The 26,133-nt window shown below is 37.8% G+C and carries 25 protein-coding genes; 17 read left to right on the top strand and 8 right to left on the bottom strand.

The window, feature by feature from the left end; genetic code table 11:
- Positions 1 to 233: 233 nt before the first annotated feature.
- Together IW22_RS23675 and IW22_RS13905 are read left to right on the top strand one after the other, a co-directional pair.
- On the top strand, positions 234 to 758 hold the full coding sequence (locus tag IW22_RS23675; RefSeq protein ID WP_051891236.1) for a DUF6584 family protein: 525 nt from the start codon (positions 234 to 236) through the stop codon (positions 756 to 758).
- Positions 759 to 847: 89 nt separating this feature from the next.
- Positions 848 to 1,084: a hypothetical protein gene (locus tag IW22_RS13905; protein ID WP_034727370.1), complete on the top strand. Its 237-nt coding sequence runs from the start codon at positions 848 to 850 to the stop codon at positions 1,082 to 1,084.
- A gap of 927 nt (positions 1,085 to 2,011) precedes the next feature.
- On the opposite strand, the gene IW22_RS13900 is transcribed toward IW22_RS13905, so the two are convergent.
- The 4 genes from IW22_RS13900 to fusA form a co-directional block, all read right to left on the bottom strand.
- Positions 2,012 to 2,359 carry a helix-turn-helix domain-containing protein gene (locus tag IW22_RS13900; RefSeq protein WP_034727369.1) on the bottom strand — a complete coding sequence of 116 codons (348 nt, stop codon included), beginning with the start codon at positions 2,357 to 2,359 and terminating at the stop codon, positions 2,012 to 2,014.
- 12 nt (positions 2,360 to 2,371) lie between these two features.
- Positions 2,372 to 2,809 carry a transposase gene (locus IW22_RS13895; RefSeq protein ID WP_034727367.1) on the bottom strand — a complete coding sequence of 146 codons (438 nt, stop codon included), beginning with the start codon at positions 2,807 to 2,809 and terminating at the stop codon, positions 2,372 to 2,374.
- Between the two features lie 642 nt (positions 2,810 to 3,451).
- Positions 3,452 to 4,981, bottom strand: a complete 1,530-nt coding sequence (locus IW22_RS13890; RefSeq protein WP_034727366.1) for a SulP family inorganic anion transporter — start codon at positions 4,979 to 4,981, stop codon at positions 3,452 to 3,454.
- 407 nt (positions 4,982 to 5,388) lie between these two features.
- Positions 5,389 to 7,455, bottom strand: coding sequence for an elongation factor G (fusA, locus tag IW22_RS13885; protein WP_034727364.1), 2,067 nt, complete (start codon positions 7,453 to 7,455; stop codon positions 5,389 to 5,391).
- A 511-nt stretch (positions 7,456 to 7,966) separates the two neighbouring features.
- On the opposite strand from fusA, the gene IW22_RS13880 reads away from it, so the two are divergent.
- From IW22_RS13880 to IW22_RS13840, 9 genes are all read left to right on the top strand, one after another.
- Positions 7,967 to 8,635, top strand: coding sequence for an HAD family hydrolase (locus IW22_RS13880; protein WP_034727362.1), 669 nt, complete (start codon positions 7,967 to 7,969; stop codon positions 8,633 to 8,635).
- A gap of 6 nt (positions 8,636 to 8,641) precedes the next feature.
- On the top strand, positions 8,642 to 9,466 hold the full coding sequence (locus tag IW22_RS13875) for a phosphoribosyltransferase family protein (protein ID WP_034727359.1): 825 nt from the start codon (positions 8,642 to 8,644) through the stop codon (positions 9,464 to 9,466).
- A complete protein-coding gene (locus IW22_RS13870; RefSeq protein WP_034727356.1) occupies positions 9,456 to 10,013 on the top strand; it encodes a TerD family protein in 558 nt (185 codons plus the stop codon). Before IW22_RS13875 ends, IW22_RS13870 begins: the two co-directional genes overlap by 11 nt.
- 2 nt (positions 10,014 to 10,015) lie before the next feature.
- Entirely contained in the window at positions 10,016 to 11,185 is a 1,170-nt protein-coding gene (locus tag IW22_RS13865) for a toxic anion resistance protein (protein ID WP_034727355.1), read from the top strand.
- A 40-nt stretch (positions 11,186 to 11,225) separates the two neighbouring features.
- Positions 11,226 to 12,149, top strand: a complete 924-nt coding sequence (locus IW22_RS13860; RefSeq protein ID WP_034727431.1) for a hypothetical protein — start codon at positions 11,226 to 11,228, stop codon at positions 12,147 to 12,149.
- 59 nt (positions 12,150 to 12,208) lie between these two features.
- Complete coding sequence (locus tag IW22_RS13855; protein ID WP_034703446.1) at positions 12,209 to 12,817, top strand: TerD family protein; 609 nt, start codon at positions 12,209 to 12,211, stop codon at positions 12,815 to 12,817.
- Positions 12,818 to 12,992: 175 nt separating this feature from the next.
- Entirely contained in the window at positions 12,993 to 14,036 is a 1,044-nt protein-coding gene (locus IW22_RS13850) for a TerC/Alx family metal homeostasis membrane protein (RefSeq protein ID WP_034727353.1), read from the top strand.
- A gap of 422 nt (positions 14,037 to 14,458) precedes the next feature.
- Positions 14,459 to 14,986 (top strand): TetR/AcrR family transcriptional regulator, encoded by a 528-nt coding sequence (locus tag IW22_RS13845; RefSeq protein ID WP_034727352.1) that lies wholly within the window; start codon positions 14,459 to 14,461, stop codon positions 14,984 to 14,986.
- A gap of 3 nt (positions 14,987 to 14,989) precedes the next feature.
- Positions 14,990 to 15,403, top strand: a complete 414-nt coding sequence (locus IW22_RS13840; RefSeq protein ID WP_034727351.1) for a DUF1348 family protein — start codon at positions 14,990 to 14,992, stop codon at positions 15,401 to 15,403.
- A gap of 73 nt (positions 15,404 to 15,476) precedes the next feature.
- Here the strand turns inward: IW22_RS13840 and IW22_RS13835 are convergent, their stop codons facing one another.
- Positions 15,477 to 16,481 (bottom strand): catalase, encoded by a 1,005-nt coding sequence (locus IW22_RS13835; protein WP_034727349.1) that lies wholly within the window; start codon positions 16,479 to 16,481, stop codon positions 15,477 to 15,479.
- A gap of 367 nt (positions 16,482 to 16,848) precedes the next feature.
- Between IW22_RS13835 and IW22_RS13830 the strand changes: the two genes are divergently transcribed.
- The 5 genes from IW22_RS13830 to IW22_RS13810 all read left to right on the top strand — a co-directional run bounded on the left by IW22_RS13830 (position 16,849) and on the right by IW22_RS13810 (position 20,885).
- Positions 16,849 to 17,283, top strand: coding sequence for an FKBP-type peptidyl-prolyl cis-trans isomerase (locus tag IW22_RS13830; RefSeq protein ID WP_051891234.1), 435 nt, complete (start codon positions 16,849 to 16,851; stop codon positions 17,281 to 17,283).
- A gap of 268 nt (positions 17,284 to 17,551) precedes the next feature.
- Positions 17,552 to 18,502 carry a hypothetical protein gene (locus IW22_RS13825; protein WP_034727347.1) on the top strand — a complete coding sequence of 317 codons (951 nt, stop codon included), beginning with the start codon at positions 17,552 to 17,554 and terminating at the stop codon, positions 18,500 to 18,502.
- Between the two features lie 66 nt (positions 18,503 to 18,568).
- Entirely contained in the window at positions 18,569 to 18,979 is a 411-nt protein-coding gene (locus tag IW22_RS13820) for an Rrf2 family transcriptional regulator (RefSeq protein WP_034727344.1), read from the top strand.
- Positions 18,980 to 19,037: 58 nt separating this feature from the next.
- Entirely contained in the window at positions 19,038 to 19,691 is a 654-nt protein-coding gene (locus IW22_RS13815) for an NAD(P)-dependent oxidoreductase (protein ID WP_034727342.1), read from the top strand.
- An 18-nt stretch (positions 19,692 to 19,709) separates the two neighbouring features.
- The gene (locus tag IW22_RS13810) at positions 19,710 to 20,885 is read left to right on the top strand and encodes an MBL fold metallo-hydrolase (RefSeq protein WP_034727341.1); all 1,176 of its coding nucleotides are present in this window, start codon (positions 19,710 to 19,712) and stop codon (positions 20,883 to 20,885) included.
- Positions 20,886 to 21,335: 450 nt separating this feature from the next.
- On the opposite strand, the gene IW22_RS13805 is transcribed toward IW22_RS13810, so the two are convergent.
- Entirely contained in the window at positions 21,336 to 22,364 is a 1,029-nt protein-coding gene (locus IW22_RS13805; RefSeq protein WP_034727339.1) for a M23 family metallopeptidase, read from the bottom strand.
- Positions 22,365 to 22,590: 226 nt separating this feature from the next.
- On the opposite strand from IW22_RS13805, the gene IW22_RS13800 reads away from it, so the two are divergent.
- Positions 22,591 to 23,631: an NAD(P)H-dependent glycerol-3-phosphate dehydrogenase gene (locus IW22_RS13800; RefSeq protein WP_051891233.1), complete on the top strand. Its 1,041-nt coding sequence runs from the start codon at positions 22,591 to 22,593 to the stop codon at positions 23,629 to 23,631.
- A 105-nt stretch (positions 23,632 to 23,736) separates the two neighbouring features.
- Here IW22_RS13800 and IW22_RS13795 read toward each other — a convergent pair whose 3' ends face one another.
- Together IW22_RS13795 and IW22_RS13790 are read right to left on the bottom strand one after the other, a co-directional pair.
- Positions 23,737 to 25,134, bottom strand: a complete 1,398-nt coding sequence (locus IW22_RS13795) for an aminopeptidase P family protein (protein ID WP_034727337.1) — start codon at positions 25,132 to 25,134, stop codon at positions 23,737 to 23,739.
- Positions 25,135 to 25,353: 219 nt separating this feature from the next.
- The gene (locus IW22_RS13790; RefSeq protein ID WP_131401732.1) at positions 25,354 to 26,133 is read right to left on the bottom strand and encodes a hypothetical protein; all 780 of its coding nucleotides are present in this window, start codon (positions 26,131 to 26,133) and stop codon (positions 25,354 to 25,356) included.

Raw genomic sequence — 26,133 nt, 5'->3', positions numbered from 1 at the left:
ATAAAAAATAAACTGCGTAAAAAGAATGCGTACTTCAGAAATAACTTTGCAATTGTTATTGATCCGGTGCCGTAAGAAAAGAACTTCTTCGACTTTTCATTGAACAGAGTCTTTTCGCCAGATGCCCGGTACAACAGACCAATGCCGTACAGTAAGCGTTTCATCGTCAAACTTCCAATTTGAATACATTCAAAAACGCTTATGACTTATTGCTTGGTTTTTTAATTATTAGTATGGAAAATATCTTTTACAAAATCGAGAAGGATCTTGAGGAAGGCAGAAAGAAAAAAGCATGTGACAGACTTAGAAATGCAATCAATCAATATCCTGATGATCTTTCTTTAAGAGAAAAACTGGGACGGATTTATTATGATGCAGGATTTTTAGATGAAGCAGGGAAATTTTGGATTTTATCTGAACCCAAAGATTCGGAAATGGAAAATGCTGTGGAGATTTATAAAAGTTCTTTAAGCTATTCTGGAAATGCTATTTTAAAAGATATTGTTTTCAGAGGTGATAAAAAGATTCTTAGTGAATATGTACGGAATGTTTTAAAAGATCTCGAAACAGATAGTCTAAAAAAGACCAATCATATTCCTGTGTTTAAACAAAAATATAAACAGGGATTGATAGATTCAAAAAGTAACCCAAGCTTCCTAAGTAAAGTGGCAATCTTTTTACTGATAGGAACAGTAATTTTACTGCCGGTTTTGGGACTTGTTAAGCTGGGTGAACTTATCATTTCATTATTTAGGTAGATTTTACAGTATAAAAAAAATAAGTAACCATGAAAATGTATAAACCCTGTCTTAAAGGAACTGTGTATTGAGGTTAATTCTCAATAGACATGAAAAAATTCACAACATTAAAACAATCTTTCGGGATCAATGAATACGGACTCATTGATTTTCCAAAGAAAATTTCCGGAATACAGATCTCAAGATTAAAGTATGGAAATAAAATGGGCTGTTCGTATTGTTTTCCGCACGGATTTGATACGGTGAATTCCCATCAGGAAAATTACCAGAGAAACTGGAAAAAATACAGAAAGACCCGTTGGAAAAATACAAAGCAGGTGCCGTAAAACAGAATTGCTTCGTTGGGGGCAGTAATACAGGTTCGAATCCTGTTCTGGAAACAGATGGTGTAAGGGTATCACTCTGTCGTAAGTTTCTGTTTGGCCAAATGCCCTGCTTACAAATAATCAAGTGTCGTTTTAGGATCATACTTCGGGATGTAGAAACATTGGGTCGCAGGTTCGAATCCTGCCTTTTCCCTCGAAAAGGAGAGGTAGCTCAGCTGGTAGAGCAAATGCACGGAAGATCCTTTCAGTATTACCTTGATTTAAAAATAAAATGGATTATCCAGATAGAATAGAACTCAATTTAAAATGAGTCATTAAAGTAAATATAAAAAGTTAAGTGTCGTCTCAGAATCATACTTCGATTACGGTTCACCAGGTTGCAGGTTCGAATCCTGCCGTCTCTTTTGTAAAGGGATTGTAGTTCAATTAGGCAGAGCAGGTGAAAAAGAAAGATTCTAACATTATAACCTTGGCTTCAATCTAAGAGTGCCGTAGAAAAGGCTTACTTCGAGTAGAAAATTAGACCTCAAAATCTAAGAAAAGTGCAATATGCCTGAATAACAGTAAGGAGAAAGGTGCACGTCTGTCTTTTCGCCTTTTGCCTCTTTTTAATTTAAAAAACAAGTGCCGTAGAACAGTGTTACTTCGCTCATCACGACGGGGTCACGGGTTCGAGTCCCGTTTCTTCCACCAAAAAAACACAGTCTGTCATAGGAAGAGTAGCTCAGTTGGTTAGAGCACGACTACACGCTCAGCTGTTGCCTTGTTTAAAAAATAAAAGTGTCGTACAGGAAAAATACATCGTACCATCTCTTGGGGAGGAATAACGAAGTCGGTCATTCCGGCAAGGTTATCCGGTTCGAATCCGGCAAACGACAGCCCCGGTTTTCCTGGTCCATTATCTTTTACAATCAAAATGCCGGTGAATTATTCGCCGGCATTGATTACTTCTTCTATTTCCTCTTCGAAAGTTTTTTTCCAGTTCATGATCGTTGTTCTGCTGATCTTATATTTTCTGGACATATAGCTGGTAGAAAATCCATGCTTTTTTTGATACTGCAAAAGCTTAAACATGGTTTTCTTATCGTAAGTTTTAAGTTTCTGATTGTTGATCTGGCTTTCTTTGGACTGTGCAAAAATCTTGTCATTAAAATTCAGAACATCTTCAGTCGTATTGAGTTTTCCGAGGAGTTCTTTGATTTTTGGGTCTTTCAGCTTTTCCGGATGTTCCAGTCTCAGCATATCATAATAGATCTTCTTGTAATTGGGACGCATAATGAGTTGTATTTATCCGTTAGTATTATCATTATTTTTCTGAAGCCATCGGTGAAGGGTACTTTTCGGAATAGAATATTCTTTGATCACTTCGCCATAGGTCATCTCTCCGGACAAAATCCTTTTCATGATAAAATCTTTGATCTCCTGGGTATAAATGTTTTTCCTGAAGTAAGGAATTTTATCAGATTTCTTCTGATCCTGGTTTTTCTTTGCGGCAGACGGTGGAGCATACAGGATAAGATGTGAACTGTAAAGCCTGAAAAAATCATATTCCAGCAGCTTGCTCCATCTCAAAAGCAATTCTGCATCTATGGATTTGCTTTTGTAAACATTTTCAATAAACTCATCATCCTTATTGAGAAAATTACAGATCCTCTCCATGGGTACCTCATTCTCATCAACCATCTCCTTGATAAACTTTCCTATGTGAATTTCTTTATATAACATGTTTTGAGTACTATTTCTTATTTAAATTCATGAATTAAAGCCAATAGGTCATTTATTCCACTCTTACGGTGAATGAACAGACTGTTTCAAATAAAATCACGCCAAGAAAAATCTCAACGGCAGCAGTAAAGGGGAATATTAAGCTCTGTGCTATACTTGGTATGTGTACAGCCGGCAGTCTATGGGGGCAGTCTGCCGATAAATTAGTTTTCAGGTTATGTATGTCTTAAGAATACTTTTTCTCTTTCATCTCCTTTGTAGTATTCTTATTCAATTGATCAGGTAAGACCTCTTTTATGCTTCAGACTTTTCTGTAAGAATATATAACCTATTAAAGCTCTTTCATGCAGTTTTATTCGTAATATTTTTAACTATTGACCTTAGTGTAAACAAACCGTTACTTATATAGATTTTTGATTAATTAATAAATAATCCGTTTGTTCGTTTTCAAATTTAAATAAAAAATAGAATCTAATTCTTAAAAACGCGTAAAAAATCTCCTTAAATGCAAAATTTAATGAAAATTAACAAATTAAATACACATATGTGTGAATTATTTTAAAGGGTTTGAATTATACAGGAAAAGTAATAAACTATTAGGACATGCCCGAGGACTGTCTTTTAAAATTAGTCTCTCTTCAGTTACTTTGACATCACATTATAAGTGGGATCTTCCTGAATATTCACTTCAATAAAGCCATGAGCATTATTCAGAAGCTTGATACAGTCGGGACTTAAATGTTTAAGAACAACATGCTTATTCTGTGCTTTGTATTTTTCAGTGATTTTATTAAGCGTTTCAATCGCCGACATGTCAACGACACGTGATTCCTTAAAATCTATAATAATATTCTCAGGATCATTGGCAACATCAAATTTTTCTAGAAATGCAGTGGTACTGCCAAAGAACAGAGGTCCATAAATTTCATATATCTTATTACCTGATTCATCAAGAGATTTTCTCGCCCTGATTCTTTTTGCACTGTCCCAGGAAAAAACCAGCGCCGAAATAATAACTCCAATTAATACCGCTAAAGCAAGATTATGAAGAACAACCGTGATGACAGCGACCAATACACCTACAAATATGTCAGATTTAGGCATTTTGGTAATGATGCGGAAAGAAGCCCACTCAAAAGTGGTTATAGCTACCATCATCATCACACCCACCAATGCGGCCATCGGTATCTGCTCTATGGCAGAACCTCCGAAAAGGATGATAAAAAGAATCGTTAACGCACCCACAATAGCAGAAATTCTGGTTCTTGCACCGGCTCCGATATTCACTAATGTCTGAGCGACCATCGCACAGCCTCCCATTCCTCCGAAAAAGCCATTGGTGATATTGGCGATGCCTTGTGCTACTGCTTCTTTATCGGATTTTCCTTTGGTATTGGTTATTTCATCCACCATATTCAGAGTCAGTAAAGATTCAATTAAACCGACTCCTGCCATCACTATAGAATAAGGGAAAATAATTTTTAAAGTATCCATATTCAACGGGATTTCAGGAATATGAAAAGAAGGCAGAGAACCGCTTACCGAAGCAATATCTATAACCTTTTTGGTGTCAATATTAAAGAAATAAACCAGCGCAAAAACAATAATAATGGCCACTAATGATGACGGGACAGCTTTGGTGATCTTTGGAAAAACTAAGACAATAATAACAGTAAGAGCCGTTAAACCCGCCATAATCAATAATGCTGAGCCTTCCATCCATGTACTGATGCCTTCCTTTACAACTTTAAACTGCGCTACCTGAGCCATGAAAATAATAACGGCAAGCCCATTTAAGAACCCATACATCACCGGCTGCGGAATAAGCCGTACAAATTTTCCAAGTTTAAATGTTCCTACCAGGATCTGAATAATTCCCGCCAATATCACAGCTCCAAAAAGATACTGAACGCCGTGGGATGAAGCTAATGCTATTAAAACAACAACTGTTGCGCCCGCGCCTCCGGAAACCATTCCGGGTCTGCCGCCAAAAACAGCCGTTACGATTCCCATTAAAAATGCCGCGTATAATCCCGTAAGAGGGGAAAGCCCAGCAAGAATGGCAAAGGATAATGATTCAGGAATCATGGTCATAGCCACTGTAAGGCCAGCCAGAATTTCGTTTTTAAAATTTACATTACGCAATTGAAAACCAGATAATATGTTTTCCATAAATGATTGAAATTATTATAGTACACCCTTCAACAAATAAGGTGTTCTGATTAAAAAGGATTGATATATAAAGAAATAAATATCCAAAAGAAATTCCGGATATAAGAAAAATAGGTCACCTTAAGCTTAAGGCGGTGTGATTTGCGAAGATGTAACTGTAAATATTTTCATAACAGACCACAAAGGTAGAGAAAATAAAACGAATGGAGTTTGAGGGGAAGAAGATTGAAAGATTTAAAAATTTAAGAATTAAAAGATTTGGAGATTCAAAAATTTAAAAAATCTGTGTTATCTGAGAGATCTGCGGGAAATAAAAATATCAACTACAAAAATTTACCATTGACATTTCACCATTCACATATAATAACCAAACAAGGACTGTAAAATCACTTTACAGCCCTCGTTTTTTAGGTTATTAATGTATTGGCAATGAAATCCGGCACCAAAGCATAGTGCGACAGTTTCATGCTGATGGAAGCTCTTCCGCTCGTCAGCGTTCTCAGATCGGAAATATATCCGAATGTAGAGGCCAACGGAACTTCCGCCGTGAAAATCTTTCTTCCTGATCTTTCATCAATGGACGAAATAATTCCCCTTCTTCGGTTGATATCAGCTGTTACAGCACCCGTGTACTCTTCAATACTCTGGATTTCAACCTGCATGATAGGTTCCAGAAGCTTAGGACTGCATGATAAAGCAGCCACTCTGAATCCATCTCTCGCAGCATTTTCAAAATCATATGCACCAGAATCCTGAGGATGGAAAGAACCGTCCAGAAGTCTGATCTTCATACTTTCCAAAGGATAACCTTTTAATGGTCCGTTTTCCATGGCTTCTCTGAAACCTTTTTCTACGGAAGGAATAAACTCACCCGGAATTACGCCTCCTTTGATCAAATTAATGAATTCCAATCCGGGTTCATTATTTTCCCTTGGTCCAATTTCAAAAGTGATATCGGCAAACTGTCCGCTTCCACCATTCTGCTTCGAAAGCTTTTCCCTGTGCGTTCTGGTTTCTGTTAAAATCTCACGGTAAGACACTTTAGGTTTCCCCTGATTGACTTCTATGCCATGATTCAGCCGGATCTTTTCCAGAGTGACCTCAAGGTGAAGCTCGCCCAGACCGCTCAATAGAGTTTCTCCGGTTTGCCTGTCTCTTTCCACCACTAAAGAAGGATCTTCTTCCTGGATTTTAGCCAGAACCAAACCGAAAGATTTCTCATCACTGTTCGTTTTAGGCTCTATTGAAACCCTGATCACAGGAGCCGGAATGGTAATCGCTTCCAGAAGGACAGGTTTCTCAACCGCGGATAAAGAATCTCCGGTTTTGGCATCCTTAATTCCTGTTAAAGCCACAATATCTCCTGCTTTTCCTTCCTCCATCGATAAGGTTTTGTCAGACTGCATCTTCAGAATCCTCGATATCCTGAAACTTTCCCCTGTTCTTACATTCAGAACCGTATCGCCGGATTTTATCGAACCGGAATACAGACGGAGCATGGCAAGTCTTCCCATATGTTTATCGATCACGACTTTAAAAACAAGTCCTGAAAAAGTTTCCGTTTCATTTCTGACCAGTTCCACGGCTTCTTCTGTCTCAGGATCTTTCCCCTGAACGGCTGGAAGTTGATCCGGAGCCGGGAAATAAGTGACCACCGCGTCCAAAAGAGGCTGTACTCCTTTATTTTTAAAGGCAGAACCACAGAGAACCGGAACCGCAGCACCTGATCTGCAGACTTTCTGTAAAGCTTCAGTGATCATTTCCCCGGTAATACTGTTTTCAGGATTCATGTAAACCTCAAAGAACGTTTCATCGTATTCCGCGAGGGTTTCCATTAATTTCATCCTGTATTCATCGGCTTCCGCTTTATGATCCTCAGGAATTTCCTTTTCAATAATGGTTTCCCCGTTTTCATCCGTCCAGTATAAAGCTTTCTGTTTGATTAAATCAATCACTCCTTCAAACTGGTCCTCAGCTCCGATCGGGATTTGAAGCGCCATAGGAACTGCATTAAGTTTCGTTTCAATCTCCTTAAGAACGGCGAAGAAATCAGCTCCGATTCTGTCCATTTTATTGATGAAGCATATTTTTGAAATTCCATGTTTCTCAGCCTGGAACCAAACATTTTCGGTTTGCGGCTGAACCCCTGAAGAGGCACAGAACACAGCAACAACGCTATCCAGAACTCTTAAAGAACGCTCGACTTCTACTGCGAAATCGATGTGTCCGGGGGTATCGATGATATTGATGTTATAAACCGTTTCTCCTTTTTTCCATTGTGTGGAAACGGCTGCGGATGAAATGGTGATCCCTCTGTTTTTCTCCTGGATGTCTTTATCCATGGTGGTATTTCCATCGTCTACATTTCCGATCTTATGTATGAGGCCTGTGTAATAAAGAAGCCTTTCTGTTAAAGTGGTTTTTCCTGCATCTACGTGGGCTATGATTCCTATATTTCTTGTGTTATATTTCATTTTGCTGAATTTAAATTGTTGATTTTGAGAATACAGATACGTATTCTCCTCGTTTCGAGGTCTGAAAATAAGGCAGCAAAAAAGACCCATCTGAACAGATAGGTCTTCAATATATTTTTAGTAATAAAAGATCTAAGGAACTATTCAGATAAATATTGAGTGCTGCCAGAGTACACAGCTCTCACAGGGTTACTTAAAGTTATTATATTTATCATTGTTGTTGACATTGTTGATTTTTAATCGGTTGCGAAATTAGATAAATTTTTTAATTGTCCAAAATTTTTTAGATAAATTTTTTGATCAGGGAATTTAAACAAATTGTTAAGCCTGACCGCAACCAATAGAAAAGCAGGCAAAAATTCATAAAAATTTCTTAAAACAGAGAAGTACGTAATGCTTTTCTAAGAAAAATTTTATCTTTGGGAAGAATACCCAATTAAACACTTGTTGATGATTAAACAATTTTAAATCTTTTTCAAGAAAGCTAAATAAAACTTTTAACTTAAAACTATTGAAAACGGATATCGACATTCACAACCACTATCATTTTTCTTTTGACCTGTGGCTCACCCTAATCAAATCTCACCCTGAATTTAAAACAAAAAGAGTTGAGCTGTTCACCTCGTTTTTTAATATTGACAAACCGATTGCTGAGGTTGCGAAAACTGTAAAATATTATGATGATCTCTGCAATACCATCAATGAAGTTACAGGAGGGAATATTGATACTTTTGAAATGTATTTACTGATTCTGGGATCACTGGATGTAGATGTAAAACAATTGGATAAAGAAAAATTGGAAGGGTTTTATCTGAAAAGCGAAGAACTGTTTTTAGAATACAAACCTGTTATTATTTTCGAAAATATAAAAGAGTTTTTTGATCAGATCAAAAATGAAGGAAAAACGGTAAATATTCTGAGCAATACAGGATTTATCAAAGGAAGGACAATGAGAAAGTTTCTGGTTCAGGAAGAATTGGATCAGTATATAGACTTTCATATTTATTCGGATGAGATCAATATTTCCAAACCGAATCCTCTTATTTTTCAGGAAGTGAAGAATAACCTTAAAGACCAGAATCTTCCGATGCATCGTATCCTGCATATCGGAGACAATCCAGTGGCAGATTACAAGGGAGCGAAAGATTTCGGCTTCAGTGCTCATTTACTTAAACACTAAATTAATATGAATAAAAGATACAGCTTACACCACATTCATTCTGCAGATGAGTTCACTTTTTCACCCGCAGAATACAGCTATTTCAAATATGGCGATAAGTCGTATGCTGAGAAGTTTGCTAAAGAATTATTCAACGGATTTATTGCAGAACATGCGGAACTTTTAAACACAGAAAAAGAGATCGTGGTTCTTCCAAGTCCGTATATGGCCATTCCTACGGCTTCTAATTTTTTATGTTTTTTCTTTAAAAAGCATCTGGATCTGTACCTGTTTCAGAAAGGGATGAGATCCAGTATTATCTCCAAGATCAACCGTAATCACACGTATATCACGGATTATGGGAATCTTAATTTTGAAGACCGTAAAAATCTGATTGCGAATGATACTTATTATATCGATAAGGATTTTTTACGCGGAAAACTTTGTATTTTTATAGACGATATTAAAATCACGGGAAGCCACGAATATACGGTGAACAGGATTTTGAACGAATATCATGTGGAGGCCGATTTTATGTTCCTCTATTATGCGGAACTGATGAATTTTGACCTTGATCCTAAGATTGAAAATTTCTTTAATTATTATGCCGTGAAAAACATCAAACACGTGGCAGAAGTAATGACAAAGCCAAGTTTTGAATTTAACACAAGGATCGTGAAATATATTTTAGGCCTGGATTCAAGTAATTTTGACTATCTTACGTCTAAAGTAAAAAAGGAGCAGATGGACCTGCTTCTGGAGCTGGCGATCAGCAACAATTATCATTTAATAAAAGAATACGAAAATAACATCAATACTTTAACACAAACGGAACTATATTATGGCTATTAACTTACAAAAAGGACAGAGAGAAAACATTAACGCACCTAAATTCACTGTAGGTTTAGGATGGGATATCAATAATACTTCTACAGGAACAGGTTTTGACCTTGACGCTTCATTATTTTTGTTGGGCGAGGACAAAAAACTGGTTTCAGACAGTCACTTTATTTTCTATAATAATTTAGAATCTCCGGACAAATCTGTGATTCACACAGGAGACAACCTTACCGGTGAAGGTTCGGGAGATGACGAGCAGATCAAAATTGATCTTACAAAAATAGATTCAGCGATTCAGGAAATTACAGTAGTGGTAACCATCCACGATGCTGATGCAAGAAAGCAGAACTTCGGACAGGTAAGAAATTCTTTCATCAGAATTTTCAATACAGATACCAACGAAGAAATCCTTAAATATGAATTAGACGAAGATTTCTCTATTGAAACGGCTGTAGAATTCGGAAGAATCTACAACAGAAACGGAGAATGGAAATTTGAAGCTGTTGGGGCAGGACAGAGAGACGGCCTTGACAAATTCGTATCAATTTATCAAAAGTAATTATGGACAATCAGGAAAATCAACCTATAGATCCAATGGGATCCATTGAACCTCTTAAAACATTTGAACCAGCTCCGATGGCTCCACCGAGTCAGCCTGTACAAAATACGGCACCGGCGGTTCTTGTAGACAGAGAAGGGAATGTAAATCTGACTCAGCTGCAGGTAGAAGAGCGTAAGAAATATGAAGTTCTTGCCAATTCTATCGATGAGACCAATCCTGGTTCCATCGTGAATTATGGAGCTGAGCTTCAGAAAACTTTATCCAATCAGAGTGACAGCTTCTTAGGAAATGTAAGAAGATCCAACTCAGGTGAAGTGGGCGTACTTATCAATGATCTATTGGTAGAATTGAACTACGTAGATGTTGATGAACTTCAGCAGAATAAAGTGAAAAGCTTTCTAAGCAAGATCCCGTTCATGAAAAAGGTGATCACGCAGGTGGAAAATCTGTTCACGAAATATGATAAGATCATCAACAATATCGAGCAAATCGCTCATAAAGTAAATGCAGGAATCATCACTTCTACCAAAGATAACGCTGTTCTTCAGACCATTTTTGAGAGCAATGTGAATTCCATTAAAGCTATCGAAGAATTGGTGATCGCCGGTAATGTAAGAATGGAAAGAGCTGCCGGAGAATTAGCCCAAATGGAAGCCGATCCACAGACCTATCAGGATTACCAGATCGCTGATAAAAGAGATTTCATCGCGAGATTAGACAGAAGAATGGCCGATCTTAAAGTGGTGCGTATCATCATGATGCAGTCTCTTCCACAGATCAGACTGGTACAGAATAACAACGTTTCTATCGCTGAAAAAGCACAGACGATCCTTACCACAACACTTCCGGTTTGGAAAAACCAGCTTTCACTGGCAGTAGCAATGTACAGACAGCAGCAGAATATCGAGATCCAGCAGAAGGTATCTTCTACTACAGAAGCCATTCTGAAGAAAAATGCAGAACGTCTGGGTCAGAATTCAGTGAATGTGGCGAGAGCCAACGAGCAGACCATCGTATCGGTAGAAACATTGAGAGAAACTACTTCAATGCTTATCAATACATTGAATGAAGTAAAACAGATCCAAAAACAGGGTGCCGAAGGAAGAAGAAAACTGGATCAGGATCTTCAGACACTGGAGCATGAATTAAAAGCAAACGTCAGAGGTTAATTAACAGAATACCAAGGTGGGGGATGATGCAGCAACCATAATGTCTCAGAGCAAAAGAAGATTAACAAAGCTTAAACTTCTTGCTAATTTTTTTGAACATATCGATATCATATCTATTTACATCAAAACGGATATCATCCATAATTTGTTTCAAGAAAATACCGCTCTGGACTACAATAAGCTGGAACTTTTCCACCTGCAGTATACCGACAGCCTTATAGAACTTCTCACCAAAATAAAACGGCAGAAGGAAAATGATATGCTGGCTGTGATTAATGAAATTGACGTTAATAATAAATATATTGAAGGTTTTGAGGAAAGACGGGTAGACAGTTTTCAGACCGACCGGAAGATGTACAGCGGTATATTTTCCCAGCATCTGAAAATGCTTTATAAAGACCTTACCGAAGATATTTTTACAGCAGACTGGAACAATGTTCTGTATTTCCATAAAAAATACGGACAGGAATTCTACAGGACCAATGCGGATGAAGAGCAGTTGAAACCCAAGCCTTTTCCGGCCTATCAGTACAAAGATTATACGATAGAAAGGAAACTTTTGGGAAGACTCAATATCCAGAGTTTTAAAGTGCGTTTTGTCTGCGGTTATCTCATCGGGACTTATGAGTATGAGCTCTTCAAGATATTTCAGTCTGATGATCATTTTATTTTCGGCATCGATGATAAAAAACTCTACCTGTTTGACGGGGATCTTGAAAAACTGGATGTTTCCGAGAACCAGTCGAATCAGAGTTCAATTATCAATCAGCTGAAAACAAAAAATGAACTGCTGGAAAATACCATTAATGAAAGGAAAAGAACGATTCCTGCAGAAGTGGGCAATGTGCTGAAAGACTATCTCAAAAACCTGGAAAATATAGATATTATGAGCAAAATATTCGATTTCGACGAAGAAACGAATATCCTGCGCGCAATGCTTAATTTAAATTTGAATAACAATTAAAGCGAAAGAAAAACCAATCATTTCGCCTTAGAATACATAACAATACTAAACATAAAAAGATGGCTATTAACTTACAAAAAGGTCAAAGAATCAACCTGAAAAAGGAAAACGGTGCCGAGCTTACCCAAGCCTGTGTGGGAATCAACTGGGGAGCAATTGAGAAAAAAGGACTTTTCGGAACTAAAAAAGAAGCGGTAGACTTAGATGGAAGCTGTATCTTATTTGATTCAAACAAAACGCTTACGGAAGTGATCTATTTCGGAAACCTGAAATCAAGAAACGGTTCTGTAAAACACAGCGGTGATGACCTTACCGGAGATGTGAATGGAGATGACGGATTAGACAATGAAGTGATCACCGTAGATTTCAGCCAGCTGGAGCCTAACGTAGAACACGTTGCATTGGTATTGAACAGTTACCAGGGACAGGATTTCGGAACAATTCCTTTCGCTTCTATCCGTATCTATGAAGGAACACCTACCAATGTAAGAGAGGTTTTCGCTAAATATGATATCGCTAATGATGCTTCTTTCAAAGGGCACGTTGCTATGGTAATGGGTGTTTTCTACAAGAGAAACGGAGAATGGAAATTCAACGCAATCGGAGATCCTACTTCAGACAGAAAACTGGAACAGACGATCCAGACGGTTCAGGCGAATTATTTATAATCAGTAGATCATCAGTAAGAATGAGCTTTGGTCCATTCAAAAAAAATGAATAGTTTTACAGGCTTGAGCTAAAACTTATTGACCCTATTGGTATCATATAAAAAACATTAAAAATTAGCAATATTTGTGCATCCAGTACATCTATTGCTTTTATCATATAATAACATAAACTGAAGTGGAACATCAAAGTATTTTAGAATTGCACCCGGGCTTGGTGTGGGGATTTGCGGTAACGGTAGTTATCATGCTGCTCCTGGATTTAGGAGTATTCAACAAAAAAAGCCATGAAGTATCATCCAAAGAAGCGACCATCTGGTCTATCGTATGGATTTCACTATCCATGATATTCTCCGGAGTGGTGTATTGGGTTTTCAATACAGACGGAAGTCCTGAAAGCCACGCTGTGGCCGTAGAGAAATTTACGCAGTATCAGGCCGCCTACTGGATTGAAAAAGCCCTCTCTGTGGATAACTTATTCGTATTTATCCTTGTTTTCGGGTTCTTTAAAGTTCCGAAATATCTTCACCACAAAGTTCTCTTCTGGGGAATCATTGGGGCATTGATATTCAGAGCGATATTTATCTTCGCTGGAGTAGGGTTGATCAACCTTACGTATCTTCCTGAAATGAATATTTTCGGAAAAGCAGTACAGATCAACGTAGTAATGGCCCTGTTCGGTCTGTTCCTTGTCTATGCCGGAATTAAATCCTGGGGTGACGGAGGTGACGATGACGACGAAGATTATAGCAATACAGCCGGTGCAAGACTGATCAAAAGCTTCTGGAAAGTTTCCGATAATTATGATGGTGATAAATTCTTCACGATCCAAAACGGAATCAAAATGGCAACACCGCTTTTAGTAGTGGTTGGAGTTATTGAATTTACCGACGTTCTTTTCGCGGTAGACTCTATTCCGGCGATCTTTGCGATCTCCAATGACCCGTTCATCCTGTATACATCCAATATTTTCGCGATCTTAGGATTGAGGTCATTATATTTCCTGTTGGCGAACTTTATCCATATGTTCAGCAAGCTTCCTTACGGACTGGCGATTATCCTTTCATTTATCGGGGTAAAAATGCTGATCGCACCATGGATTCATATTCCGTCTCCGGTTTCATTAGGAATCGTAGGAGGGGTATTGGTACTTTCGGTTCTTGTATCTATTATCTTCCCTGAAAAGGAAGATGATGAGAAAGAGAAACTGGAAGATAAATAAATCTTAAGAATTTTCTTTAAAAATAGAAGCCCTTGAAATTCAATTTCAGGGGCTTTTTTTGTACTCTTTCGAGTAGATTTTTTGCATTACTTTAATAATCGAAAACAGCTTTGTTTTCCTTTGATATAAAAATTGACTAGAAAGTTTTGAGCTATTAAACCATTAAGAAGAATGAAGCTTTTAAGAACATTAAGAAGAGCTCCGCTTTAAGGGCAAAGCTTAAAAAAATCTTTAGATTTTCCTTAACTATTCTTATCTCCTTCATTCTCCTTAATGTTTCAAAAAAACAGCAGAACAAAAATCTGTAGCGAAATGCCTTAGCTTATCTTAAAAATAAAATATCATTAAAAAAATATACAGACAGACAGACTTGTCTGTCTGTATTGTATTTTGTTGTATCTTTGTTCTATAAATGATAGTATATGACATCTCCAAGAGATAGAATTGTTCAGACGGCCTCAGATTTATTTCGTAAACAGGGATATAATTCCACAGGTATTAATCAGATTATTTCCGAAGCAAAAGTTGCCAAAGCAAGTTTTTACCAGCATTTTAAGTCCAAAGAAGACCTGTGTGTGGAATTCCTTAATGTAAGACATCAATATTGGTTCAGTGAATTAAATCATTTTTGTGAACAGGAAGAAACCCCGAAATCAAAAGCCTTAAAATCTTTTGATTTTCTGATCCATATGAACCAGAAAGAACATTTCCAAGGCTGCAGCTTTCTTAATATTTTATCGGAAATTCCTGTAGATAATGTAAAGATTTTAACCGTGATCCAGCATCACAAAATGGATCTCAGAACCTATTTTTCAGAACTGTTAAAAGAGGAAGAACTTTCAGACCATATTTATCTACTGTTTGAAAGCAGTCTCATAGAAAGTCAGCTTTTTAAATCCAATGAACTCATCGAAAGATCAAAAAAAATAATTAATCATTTAATTTCTTAAAAAATGGAACAGAAACACCCGCTTCCGCCTTTCACCCTTGAAACGGCAAAAGAAAAAATACAGATGGCAGAAGATGCCTGGAACAGCCAGGATCCGGAAAGAGTATCCAAAGCATATACGAGTGACAGCGAATGGAGGAACAGAGATACTTTCATTAACGGAAGAGAAGAGATTGTCACTTTTCTACAGAAAAAATGGGAGAAAGAACTTAATTATCATCTTAAGAAAGAATATTGGGCCCATACCGACAACCGTATTGCCGTCCGATTTGAATATGAATACCAAACTAAAGATGGAAATTGGTTCAGAGCATATGGTAATGAAAACTGGGAGTTTGATCATAACGGGCTTATGCAGAAAAGATATGCCAGTATTAATGATGTAAGCATCAAAGAAGAAGACCGTAAGTTTAAATAATAATATAAAGACTGCCCGAAAAGAGTAGTCTTTTTGTATAGGTATCAGAATGGGAGAATTTACGTCTTTAAATTCATTGATGTTTGTGCAGCAGCTTATTGATCTTCCTCCTCGTCTGCAAAGATACTTTATACGCTTCATCACGAAGTTTCTGAATCTTTCCGACAGGCTGGAAAAAGATCTTGCTTTCAAACGGATTGAATGAAAGAAGCTCGGTGGTGCAATCACGAGGATCCAGAAGCTGACCTTTATTTATTTTCACTTCCCCGATTTTAATATAGGGTGAATTTTTCCATTCCACATTCAGCCTGTTGATGGGTTGTTCTTTTAGGTTATAACAAAACTGGATAAGAACATCGGCAGCATAATCGTGGTCCTGAAAATAATGTTTCAAAGCCTCTTTCATCTTTAATTTTTTCCCAAAATTTTTATCCACAGATTTCGGAACCAGCTTGATCTTGATCATATAGTCACCAAGACGATAAGCACCTACAGAATGATAATCAAATGACAGAATAAAATCATTTCTTTTCCCCAGCAGTTTTAAAATATTTCGTGCAAACGACAATGTACAAACAGAAGGAATCATTTTGAGCATCTGAGTGGCCAGTGAAAAGAAACTGCTCCATTTTTTAATGTAAAACCGGTTCACCGCAGTAAACAGTTTCAGGAAATGAGAAACCGAATTGGTGGGGAATAAAGGAAAATTAACCAAAGGAAAATTCGCGATCAGTCCGCCTTTTTCGTCCTTTATTTTGACCGCAAATCCGTAAGCAGGAATATCTTTTTCTGAGTTCTTGATTTTCAGATTGGCATTGGAAAGTCTGATGGTCAGATCAAATTTTTCAACGTCAAAAAAAGGAAGAAGTTCTTCAGGAATGTGTTGATCGATAAAAAATGTACCATCAGCTGCGGCATAAGTCTTGGCATGGGCATTTCTGGTGGCGTAGTCAACATCACTTATGGAAGAAGACTGTTCAACGAAATCAGCAATGGTCTTTTTATTGATTTCGAAAAGCTTTTTTTCCTCTTCGGTAAGTTCGTCAAATTTCTTATTATATTTTAGTGGTTCTGGCATTTAGTTTTTAAATTCAATTATAACGCCAAGTTTCTGAATCTGCGTTAACCCAATGTTAAAATTATTTGAATTTTGCGGCAGTCAGGGAGATAGGGGCGGGATATGGAAGAAGAAAAGGTGGAAGTTACTGCTAGTCTGTGATTTAGAAGAATAGATGGAAGACTGAAGATGGAAGAACTCCTGATTTACCCTTTAACCAAAAGACTTTTTCAATTTTTTTCTTCATTATATTCTAAACCGCCAACCAGCAACTAGCAACAAACAACATCTTAACCATTATCCCTGCCATCTACCTCCATAACTCCCATCCTCCGGCTTCTATCTTCCATCTTCTCAAAAACCCCTATCTTTGTAAAAAATATCAACAATGGGAGTAGCAGATATGTTATTTAAAAAGAAAAAAGAACAGGCAGAAAAGAACCTTAACGACGGTAAGGAATACATGGAAGAGTACGGGAAAAGAGAAAGTGTTGTACAGTTGCCAAGCGGTTTACAGTACGAAATCATTACCGAAGGCGACGGCGCACAGCCGGGGCCTAAATCCACCGTAAAATGCCATTACCACGGAACTACTATTTCCGGGAAGATTTTCGACAGCTCTGTAAAAAGAGGAACGCCGGCATCTTTCCCTTTGAACAAAGTAATTAAAGGATGGACGGAAGCTCTTCAGCTCATGTCTGTTGGAAGCAAATGGAGATTAATCATTCCTCCGCACTTAGCCTATGGAGATCAGCAGATCAGCAAAGAAATCGGACCGAATTCTACATTGGTTTTCGAAGTGGAATTGCTGGATATTAAATAATCCTGCTTAAAAATAGCTTAAAAATTTACCTGAATTCAGGTAAATTTTTTTATTTGTACTATATTCGTATGGATCAATTTCAAAGAAGAAGGATTGTTATATTTTTTAACAGATACGAAAGTCTGAAAGATATTATACAAAATAAGCAGATTTAAATTTTATCGAAGATAAAATCCTTGCGGCTTAAAGCATTCGAATTTGTTTAAAAAACTTGTGTCCTTTGCGATGATCCAGCTACCACACCACACAAAGAAAAAATATAAACTGAATGAAAAAACTCTTTTACCTTCTGGCCGTATTCAGCGTATTGACTTCCTGTGTTTCAAAAAAGAACCAGGTCATCAGGCAGAACATCCTTACGCTGAAAGACAGCTACTGCAAAGCTCCTTTCCAATATAACTACAGCAACAGAGTTCCGTCATATAATTCGGATTCTATTTTAGCGGCCAATAAAGAACTTCAGGGCACGTTTTCCGATCAGAGTATTCTCATCCTGAATGCCCTGGATAACCTTGATGAAGTTCATAAGATCATTGATCTGAAAAAAGACTCTTCTATAGCCGCTCAGGTCAAAGTTTTACAGCTTAAAAGTAAGATCAACAGTAAAATCACGATTGCGCTTACCGAATTGGATGCCGTAGCCGCAGAATTCGACTGTGAAGGAGAAAGGGTAGCTCAGATCGGAAATTATGTGGATAATCTCAATGATTCCAGAAACAATAAAATGATTCTTTATTCCATTGTAACGGGTGCTGCAGCATCTATTGCCGGCGGTATTGTGTCAGATGGAGGATGGAGCAACGCGATTGATATCAGCGGGGGTGTTGTGGGAGCTGGTTTCGGTCTCGCCACATTAAATCCGAAAGGGAAGAAAGTAGAGTTTATCCACCAGAGAAACCTTTTGAGAGATATCTGGAGAGAAAAACTGGAGTCTCCGAATTTTCCGCCTTTCATCTGGTATATGTATACCGAGAAAAAGTTTTCCAATAAAGAGAAACATTCCATTATCAGCAGCATGAAGGAGAGATGGCTTCATTATCAGTTCGACGACAGCACAACGGAAGCCGATCAGTCTGTGATTTTCAGTGATGGAGGCTTTTACAGAGCCGATGATCTTCATAACCGGGCAGCGATGCTGAATCAGATGCAGTCGGCAACCCGTACCATTAACCAAAATATCAATTATCTGCTGCTGGATCTGGACAAATTAATTCTTTAAGAAAAATTTAACTGTAATAAAATTTGTTACATTTAAGAATTTGTCTATCTTTGCCCTGTAATTAAAATGAACAATACAAGATTTGCTACGGCGATACATATTATGACCTTGTTGGCGAAAAGTCCTCAGGAGTGGCTCACTTCTGAATGGATTGCGGGCAGCGTGAATGTAAATCCGGTGATTGTAAGAAAGGAATTGAGTGTATTGAGAGAAGCAGGTTTGATTATAAGCAGACAGGGAAAAGACGGAGGAACTCAGCTTGCGAGACATGCAGATCAGATCAGTATTTCGGAGATTTATAAATCTGTGAAAAATACAGATGTGTTGGGGAAAAAGAATCTGAATCCCAATCCGGCATGCAGCGTGGGTAAAGAAGTGAACGTTCATTTAAATACACTGTTTGAAGAAACAGATCAGTTAGTCATTAACTTTTTAGGAGATAAGTCATTGCAGGAATTCAGCGATCAGTTCGAATAAAAATTTTTTATCCATAAATGTAACAAAAGTTATTACAATTAATTTAAAATAAAATAGTATGAAAAAAGTATCAGTAATCGGTGCGACCGGTTTTGTTGGAACAAAAGTAGTGAATGAGCTAACATCAAGAGGATATGCAGTAGAAGCTTTGGTAAGAGACGCTTCTAAAGTAGAATCAAAAGAAAACGTAACGGCAAAAAGCGTAGATGTAAACAATACAGAAGAGCTTGCAGAAGCTTTGAAAGGAAGTGATGCCGTAATCAGCGCATTCAACGCAGGTTGGACCAACCCGAATCTGTATAACGATTTCCTGAACGGTTCTGTAAATATTGAAAAAGCAGTAGAACAGTCAGGCGTGAAAAGACTGATCGTCGTAGGAGGGGCCGGAAGCCTTTATACACCGGATCATGTACAGATTGTAGATACTCCGGATTTCCCGGAAGCTTACAAACCGGGTGCAACAGCAGCGAGAGATTATTTAAACAAGATCAAAGAAAACAATACCCTTGACTGGACGTTCTTCAGCCCGGCTATTGAAATGAACCAGGCGAATGTAGGGGAAAGAACCGGAAAATACAGAACTTCTCTGGAAACACCTGTTTTTGACGAAAACGGAAGAAGCCGTCTGTCTGTAGAAGATGTAGCAGCCGTATTGGTAGACGAACTGGAACAGAACAACCATATCCGCGAGCGTTTTACAGCAGCTTACTAATTCACAAAAAAAGAGACAATGTTAAAAAAGAAATTATTATCACTGGCAGCAGTGCTGGGATTGGTAAGTATGATGTTTGCAGGAAATTTGAAGATCAAAGTATACAATCCCGGCTCCAAAGCCATTTTTCCTATTACTTCCACTATTATTTACGGAGATAAAGATGCTGTGCTTATCGATGCCCAGTTTCAGAAGCAGTATGCGGAACAGTTGGTAAAGGAAATTAAAGCAACAGGGAAAAATTTGAAAACTGTTTTTATTTCTCACAGCGACCCGGATTTTTATTTCGGACTGGATGTGATTAAAAAAGCATTTCCCAATGTAAAAATCATTTCCACTGCCCAAACCGCGTACCTGATTTCTGCTTCAAAAGATGAAAAAATGGCAGTATGGAAACCACAGCTGAAAGAAGATGCTCCCTCAGCGATCATTGTTCCGGAAGCTGCCAATGCTATTCCTGATTTGGAAGGAAATAAAATTGAGATCAAACAGAATGCTGAAGATCCGGCTCACAGTTTTGTCTGGATTCCATCTCTAAAAACAGTGGCTGGTGGTATTTCTGTTTCCGTAGATTCCCATATCTGGATGGCGGATACTCAGAATATAAAGGCAATTGATCAATGGATCGGACAGATTGATGCGATGAAGGCATTAAAACCTGAACAGGTTGTTCCTTCCCATTTTGCAAAATTATCTTTGTCTCCACAGTCTCTGGATTTCGTTAAAAACTATCTGGACAACTATAAAAAGGCAGTCACCGAAAACAAAACATCTTCAGGTGTTGTAGATTTTATGGTGAAACAATATCCTGATCTTCACGGAAAAGATGAACTGGAAATGGGAGCGAAAGTTTTCTTTGGAGAAATCAACTGGGACCTGAAGTCACCTTATCCGGCAATAGGCAACAAAGTGGAGGCTGATTTCGGAACATTTAAATTCGTTCTGGATTTCAAAAACAACAAAGAAATGTCTTTCACAGGCGTTTCCGGAAATGTAAAAGGTAATACAGATACAGTACAATATACGGCGACAGAAGTAGCAAAAAATGTCTTTATGGTGTACTGGCACGAACCAAAACTGGGTTCTAACATTACCCATATTCAGGATTATAACAAGAATATCATTTATACCAATATTGCAGAACCGGACGGATCATTTACGCATCTGAAAGGAACGCTTACAATTCTGAAATAATATATAAAACTGCTGTCCAACGACAGCAGTTTTTTTATTAATAATACAGGATGTTTTCCGATAACAAGATCATTGATGACAAACATTTCTGGGGGCTGAGGCTCCCGAAGCCCCCATGCACTTCAATTATTTTAACCACAAAAGCTTTTGTGACTTTTGTGGGTGTTTTTTCATTCCCACTGGCTTATCAAAAGACACCGATTTTAATTTGAACCATTAAGAATATTGAAGTAATTAAGGTTCATTAAGAAAAATCAATAGATTTTTAAGCCAGCATTACTTAACGCGGAGCGCATCTTAATATTCTTAAAAGCTTAATAGGACTTAATGGTTTAAAAAAAATGTCTTATAAAATATTTTCCCCATAGAATCTCCCACGATTTCTTAGAATACACAGATTTTTTTTGATAGTATGACATAAAAAATGGCCGTCTAACAGACAGCCATTTTTTATAAATTCATAAATAGTTTCGGATTGACTGGGGTGTTGTTTTTGTGTACTTCATAGTGAAGGTGTGGGCCTGTAGAACGTCCGGAGTTGCCCGATTTGGCGATAACCTGTCCTACTTTTACTTTCTCATTTACTTTTGAAACCAGTTGCGAAAGGTGACCGTAAAGGGTAGCCAGTCCGTTTCCGTGAGAAACAATGACACAGTTTCCATAACCGCCTTTCTGGCCTGAGAAAATAACGGTTCCTGCGGCGGCAGCTCTCACGTCTGAGCCGTAAGCCACTGCAATGTCCAGTCCTTTGTGGAACTGCATCTGATCTGCTTCAGCAGGTGGATTGTTTTTTTCCATCGGTGCTTTTGGTGCGGTATTTCCTGCTACAGCTTTCGTGGAGGCAGCCGCTGTAGATGGTGCCGGAGCAGCAGGTGCCGCTTTCGGGGTTACCATTACTTTTACTTCTCTTTTATTACCGTAGCTGTCCGTTAATTCAATAATTTTTTCAACAGGTTCAGCTTTTACTTCCGGTTTTGGTGCGGCAGCAGCCACAGGTTTGGATTCTGCGGCACTTGGCTTTACAGAAGCAAATACGGTTTTAAAAGGAATTGGATTTTTTCTGATGCCGAAATTTGAGGAGATGTATCCATCGGTAGGCATTCCCAGGGGAACTTCCATCAGCTTTTTTTGGAGATTCATTAAGTACTGGCTGTAGCGGTTGGCCTGTTTTGCCAGATATACAGAATTGGAGATACTGTCTTTGGCGAGGATCATCAGTTTCTGATCTGTGATGTTTTTGGATTTCAGGAACGAATTCAGCTCAGCCACAGTCTGATCTACCATGGTGAGATCAGTTTTCATTTTTAAATAATCTACACTGTCTTTTTCAGTGTTTATTTTGACGAGGTTTACTTCATACATCTTGTCATCTTTCTTAGAAAATAACCTAGCGATAAAGACAGCCTGTGCAAAAACTACTAGCAAAAGTCCTCCAAGGAGAATATTCACGTTCTTCCTGCTGTTTAGAAATTTCTTCATATTTCTTCTCTTAGTAAATTACAAAACGGTTTTAAGCCTGCAAATTTAATTAAAAATACTATTTGAGGCATATTTTTAAATTAAACTTAGTTTTTTCTGTATTTAACGTCTAATTAGATATTTAATTGTGTTGAAGTGTTAATTTTTTCAGAAAGTGGCTTTTATCATAGCCCCAAACTCCTTGTTCCGTCTTTGTTTTAATATATTTGCAGTTCACATTCCAATTATGGCTAAAAAGAAAATAATTTCAGAATCTTCTCATCCAAAAAAGAATAAGAACGACGTTTCTGTAGGAGTAGTAGGCAGCGGAAGTTTTGCAACCGCTATCGTAAAAATGCTGGTTGAAAACTGTAAAACGGTCCACTGGTGTGTAAGAAGTGAATTCGTAAAAGGAGCTATTGAACTCCGCGGACACAACCCATCTTATCTTACAGCCGTTAATTTTAATCTTAAAAGTCTAAAACTTACCACAGATATCAACGAGCTGGTGAGCGCCTGCGATGTTGTCGTACTGGCCACACCATCCATTTACCTGTCGGATACGATGGATAAAATGACCTGTGAATATGGAGACAAAATTTTTGTTTCTGCAATTAAAGGGATTATTCCTAAAGTAAATGATGTGGTAGCACATTATTTAAGAGATGAATTTAAAATTGGTTTCAGAAACCAGGCCGTTATTGCAGGACCATGTCACGCTGAAGAAGTCGCTATGGAAAGACTTTCTTACCTTACCGTTGCTGCCGTGGAGGATGAAACAGCAGATAAACTGACAGGAATTTTCAGTTCAGATTTTATCAAAGTACATTCCAGCAAAGATATTTTAGGAAATGAATACAGCGCAATTCTTAAAAATATTTTCGCGATAGGGGCTGGAATAGCAAGCGGACTTGGGTATGGAGATAACTTCACTGCTGTGTTTGTTTCCAATGCGATCCGTGAAATGGAAATCTTCCTGGAAGCGGTATACGAAGCTCCAAGAGATGTGAATGAAAGTGCTTATCTGGGTGACCTTCTGGTAACGGCGTATTCTCTTTTCTCCAGAAACCGAAGCTTAGGAAACCTTATCGGAAAAGGGTATACCGTAAAATCGGCAATCCAGTCCATGAACATGGTAGCAGAAGGGTATTATGCCGCAGATTCTATCTATAAAACAGCTAAGCAGAAACATCTGAAACTTCCGATCATTGATACCGTTTATGCTATCCTTTATGAAGGAAAGAATGCGGAAAAGCAGTTTAAAAAATTAACAGCAAAACTGAATTAGTCTGGTTGAATAGACAAATTACAAATAAAAAAACCTTCATTTACTCAAGAGTAAATGAAGGTTTTTTTATTCTTTTCTAGGTTTAAAATCTTGATAAGGATCATTTTAATAAGTTTCACTTCGGATCGCTTCAATTTCTTCGGTAGTTAAGGCCAAATGTTTACCCAGCATTCTGCTTCCGCTATCCGTAATCAGAAAATCATCTTCCACTCTGATACCGCTGAAGTTTCTGAATGTTTCCAGTTGATCATAATTGATGTATTCAGCAAACTGATTGGAAGCTTTCCAACGGTCGATGAGTTCAGGAATGATGTAAATTCCCGGCTCAACGGTTAGTACATAACCTTCTTCGAGTGCTTTGCCCAGCCTTAAAGATTTAAGACCAAACTGGGTTGTATTTTTAACGAGATCATCGGTATAACCTACATATTGTTCCCCTAAATCTTCCATATCATGCACATCCAGACCCATCATATGACCTGTACCACATTGGAAAAACATAGCGTGAGCGCCAGCCTGTACGGCATCATCAATATTTCCTTTCATCAGACCGATGTCTTTTAATCCCTGTGCCAGAATTTTGCACGAAGCCAGATGCACATCCAGATACCTTACGCCGGGTGCTAATAAATCTTTAGCATGATTATAAGCATTCAGTACAATATCATATACATCTTTTTGCTCAGCACTGAATGTTTTGCCTACAGGAAAAGTACGGGTAAGATCGCCGGCATATCCTAAAGCGGTTTCCACTCCGGAATCATTTAAAACCAATTGTCCTTCCTTAAGCTGATTGCCATAATAATGATTGTGGAGAATTTCACCCTGAACGGTTAAGATCACCGGATAAGCCAGATTCCCTCCTGAAGCGAGTGCTTCACTTTGTATTTTAGCGGCAAGTTCACGCTCGTACATTCCTGGTTTTGCTTGTTGCATGACCATTAAATGAATATCCGCCGAGATTGCTGCTGCACGGTCTAATTCTGCAATTTCTTCAGTTGATTTGACAGAACGCTGTGCTACAACGGCTTTTATGAAGCTTAATGATGAGCGTTCTTTTATTTGATCTGTAGGAATGTTAAACCAATTCGTCAGTTTAATTATATTTTCCGGGCGATAAGGCGGTAAAAAATGAACCGAACGATTTTTCTCCTGATATTTTTTGAGATAGTTATCGAGCTGATCCAACGGAAGAATTTTTGACAAACCGGAATCAGCACTTTTTTCGGCTAACGTTTTCTGTCTGCCCATCCATACAATATCATCAATACTCATTTCATTTCCGAAGAGAATGGTTTCATCTTCATCAAGATCGATAATAGCCGCCAGTGAAGGTTCATTGATTCCAAAATAATACAAAAAAGTACTGTCCTGCCTGAAATGATAAATATTATCTTTAAAATTCATTGGGCTGTCTTCATTACCCAAAAAGAGCAATATCCCGGAATTTAATTTCGATTGTAAGGCAGCACGTCGTTGCAGGTACACTTTCTTTTCAAACATATCATTACGTATTAAGCAAATATCCCCAAAATTGATTATTCATTAAACCCTGTAAAGGTGAATGGTTAAAATATGGGTGGTATAGGCAAATTATAAGCTAAGATATAAAAGTTAGTATAGGTTTTCAGGATAAGTTTTTTATTTTTTATCTAATATTTTTTGATACAGCGCCTTGTGTTTGGTTTTGAAAATGTATTGAACAATACTCATCTCGAATTCTTAAAGATGTTTATTAATTAAAATATAACTGGTAAAGAGTGGTTTCTGATTGAAAGGATTAGTAGTTAAAAAAGTTCTAAGCTGAATTTGTAATTGGGTGCCCGCTGTAAGCTGCCCCGTCCAGTATAGGGGAACATTCAATAGTGGGTTTAGAGAGTTAGGGTCGCGATTGGTAGATAAATAAGATGTTACGAGTTCAGTATTATTGGTTATATTCATAATGCGTATTCCTGCTGCCCGTCTTAAATTAGTACTTACATAGGCACTTAATGAAAAAGAATAAAGTCCCGTTTCAGGAATGGTAAAAATGCCTGCAGAGTGGATATTAGATCCATCGTAATACTCGGTAGAGTAGCTTATTGGAGTCCAGGGACTGTAAGTATTAGTAGTTGTAAAATTAACCTCTGAAGATAGCTGACCTGAAAAAACTTGTAGTGTCGTATTATTGGCTGTTATTTCATTTCGTATTTCTGGTACCTCCCCGATGGCTTGCCATTCATTTTGTACCCAAATATAGAATGTGTTTTTAGTCACATTTTTGGGTACTGTGCCCGCATCATTGATATTATAGACTATGATGCCCTCATCATCAGCCGAAACAGGAACGGTAGACATATCGGTAGTTTCCTGAAGGCTTACACGAGGAATCAGCAGTCCTGTATTGGTGGATACCAGATCTAATACTGTTCCGGGATCCGGAGAAGAGGTTCCTATTCCGACCTGAGTCTTCATCTGTGAAAATATAGATAGGAGAAAGAAAAAGGTTATGTTGGCTTTCAT

The sequence above is a fragment of the Chryseobacterium sp. JM1 genome (assembly GCF_000737715.1).
GTDB lineage: Bacteria > Bacteroidota > Bacteroidia > Flavobacteriales > Weeksellaceae > Chryseobacterium.
Note: the sequence above shows the minus strand (reverse complement) of the source record. Positions and strands in the feature narration are given on the sequence as shown.

Bases quoted from the DNA above. Each gene is read 5' to 3' on its own strand.
- IW22_RS13855 (WP_034703446.1), top strand. From the start codon at position 12,209: ATGGCTATTAACTTACAAAAAGGTCAAAGAATCAACCTGAAAAAGGAA.
- IW22_RS13895 (WP_034727367.1), bottom strand. From the start codon at position 2,809: ATGTTATATAAAGAAATTCACATAGGAAAGTTTATCAAGGAGATGGTT.
- IW22_RS13845 (WP_034727352.1), top strand. From the start codon at position 14,459: ATGACATCTCCAAGAGATAGAATTGTTCAGACGGCCTCAGATTTATTT.
- IW22_RS13810 (WP_034727341.1), top strand. From the start codon at position 19,710: ATGTTAAAAAAGAAATTATTATCACTGGCAGCAGTGCTGGGATTGGTA.
- IW22_RS13860 (WP_034727431.1), top strand. From the start codon at position 11,226: ATGTCTCAGAGCAAAAGAAGATTAACAAAGCTTAAACTTCTTGCTAAT.
- IW22_RS13805 (WP_034727339.1), bottom strand. From the start codon at position 22,364: ATGAAGAAATTTCTAAACAGCAGGAAGAACGTGAATATTCTCCTTGGA.
- IW22_RS13900 (WP_034727369.1), bottom strand. From the start codon at position 2,359: ATGCGTCCCAATTACAAGAAGATCTATTATGATATGCTGAGACTGGAA.
- IW22_RS13870 (WP_034727356.1), top strand. From the start codon at position 9,456: ATGGCTATTAACTTACAAAAAGGACAGAGAGAAAACATTAACGCACCT.
- IW22_RS13815 (WP_034727342.1), top strand. From the start codon at position 19,038: ATGAAAAAAGTATCAGTAATCGGTGCGACCGGTTTTGTTGGAACAAAA.
- IW22_RS13820 (WP_034727344.1), top strand. From the start codon at position 18,569: ATGAACAATACAAGATTTGCTACGGCGATACATATTATGACCTTGTTG.
- IW22_RS13830 (WP_051891234.1), top strand. From the start codon at position 16,849: ATGGGAGTAGCAGATATGTTATTTAAAAAGAAAAAAGAACAGGCAGAA.
- IW22_RS13840 (WP_034727351.1), top strand. From the start codon at position 14,990: ATGGAACAGAAACACCCGCTTCCGCCTTTCACCCTTGAAACGGCAAAA.
- IW22_RS13875 (WP_034727359.1), top strand. From the start codon at position 8,642: ATGAATAAAAGATACAGCTTACACCACATTCATTCTGCAGATGAGTTC.
- IW22_RS23675 (WP_051891236.1), top strand. From the start codon at position 234: ATGGAAAATATCTTTTACAAAATCGAGAAGGATCTTGAGGAAGGCAGA.
- IW22_RS13890 (WP_034727366.1), bottom strand. From the start codon at position 4,981: ATGGAAAACATATTATCTGGTTTTCAATTGCGTAATGTAAATTTTAAA.
- IW22_RS13795 (WP_034727337.1), bottom strand. From the start codon at position 25,134: ATGTTTGAAAAGAAAGTGTACCTGCAACGACGTGCTGCCTTACAATCG.
- IW22_RS13865 (WP_034727355.1), top strand. From the start codon at position 10,016: ATGGACAATCAGGAAAATCAACCTATAGATCCAATGGGATCCATTGAA.
- IW22_RS13800 (WP_051891233.1), top strand. From the start codon at position 22,591: ATGGCTAAAAAGAAAATAATTTCAGAATCTTCTCATCCAAAAAAGAAT.
- IW22_RS13905 (WP_034727370.1), top strand. From the start codon at position 848: ATGAAAAAATTCACAACATTAAAACAATCTTTCGGGATCAATGAATAC.
- IW22_RS13835 (WP_034727349.1), bottom strand. From the start codon at position 16,481: ATGCCAGAACCACTAAAATATAATAAGAAATTTGACGAACTTACCGAA.
- IW22_RS13790 (WP_131401732.1), bottom strand. From the start codon at position 26,133: ATGAAAGCCAACATAACCTTTTTCTTTCTCCTATCTATATTTTCACAG.
- fusA (WP_034727364.1), bottom strand. From the start codon at position 7,455: ATGAAATATAACACAAGAAATATAGGAATCATAGCCCACGTAGATGCA.
- IW22_RS13825 (WP_034727347.1), top strand. From the start codon at position 17,552: ATGAAAAAACTCTTTTACCTTCTGGCCGTATTCAGCGTATTGACTTCC.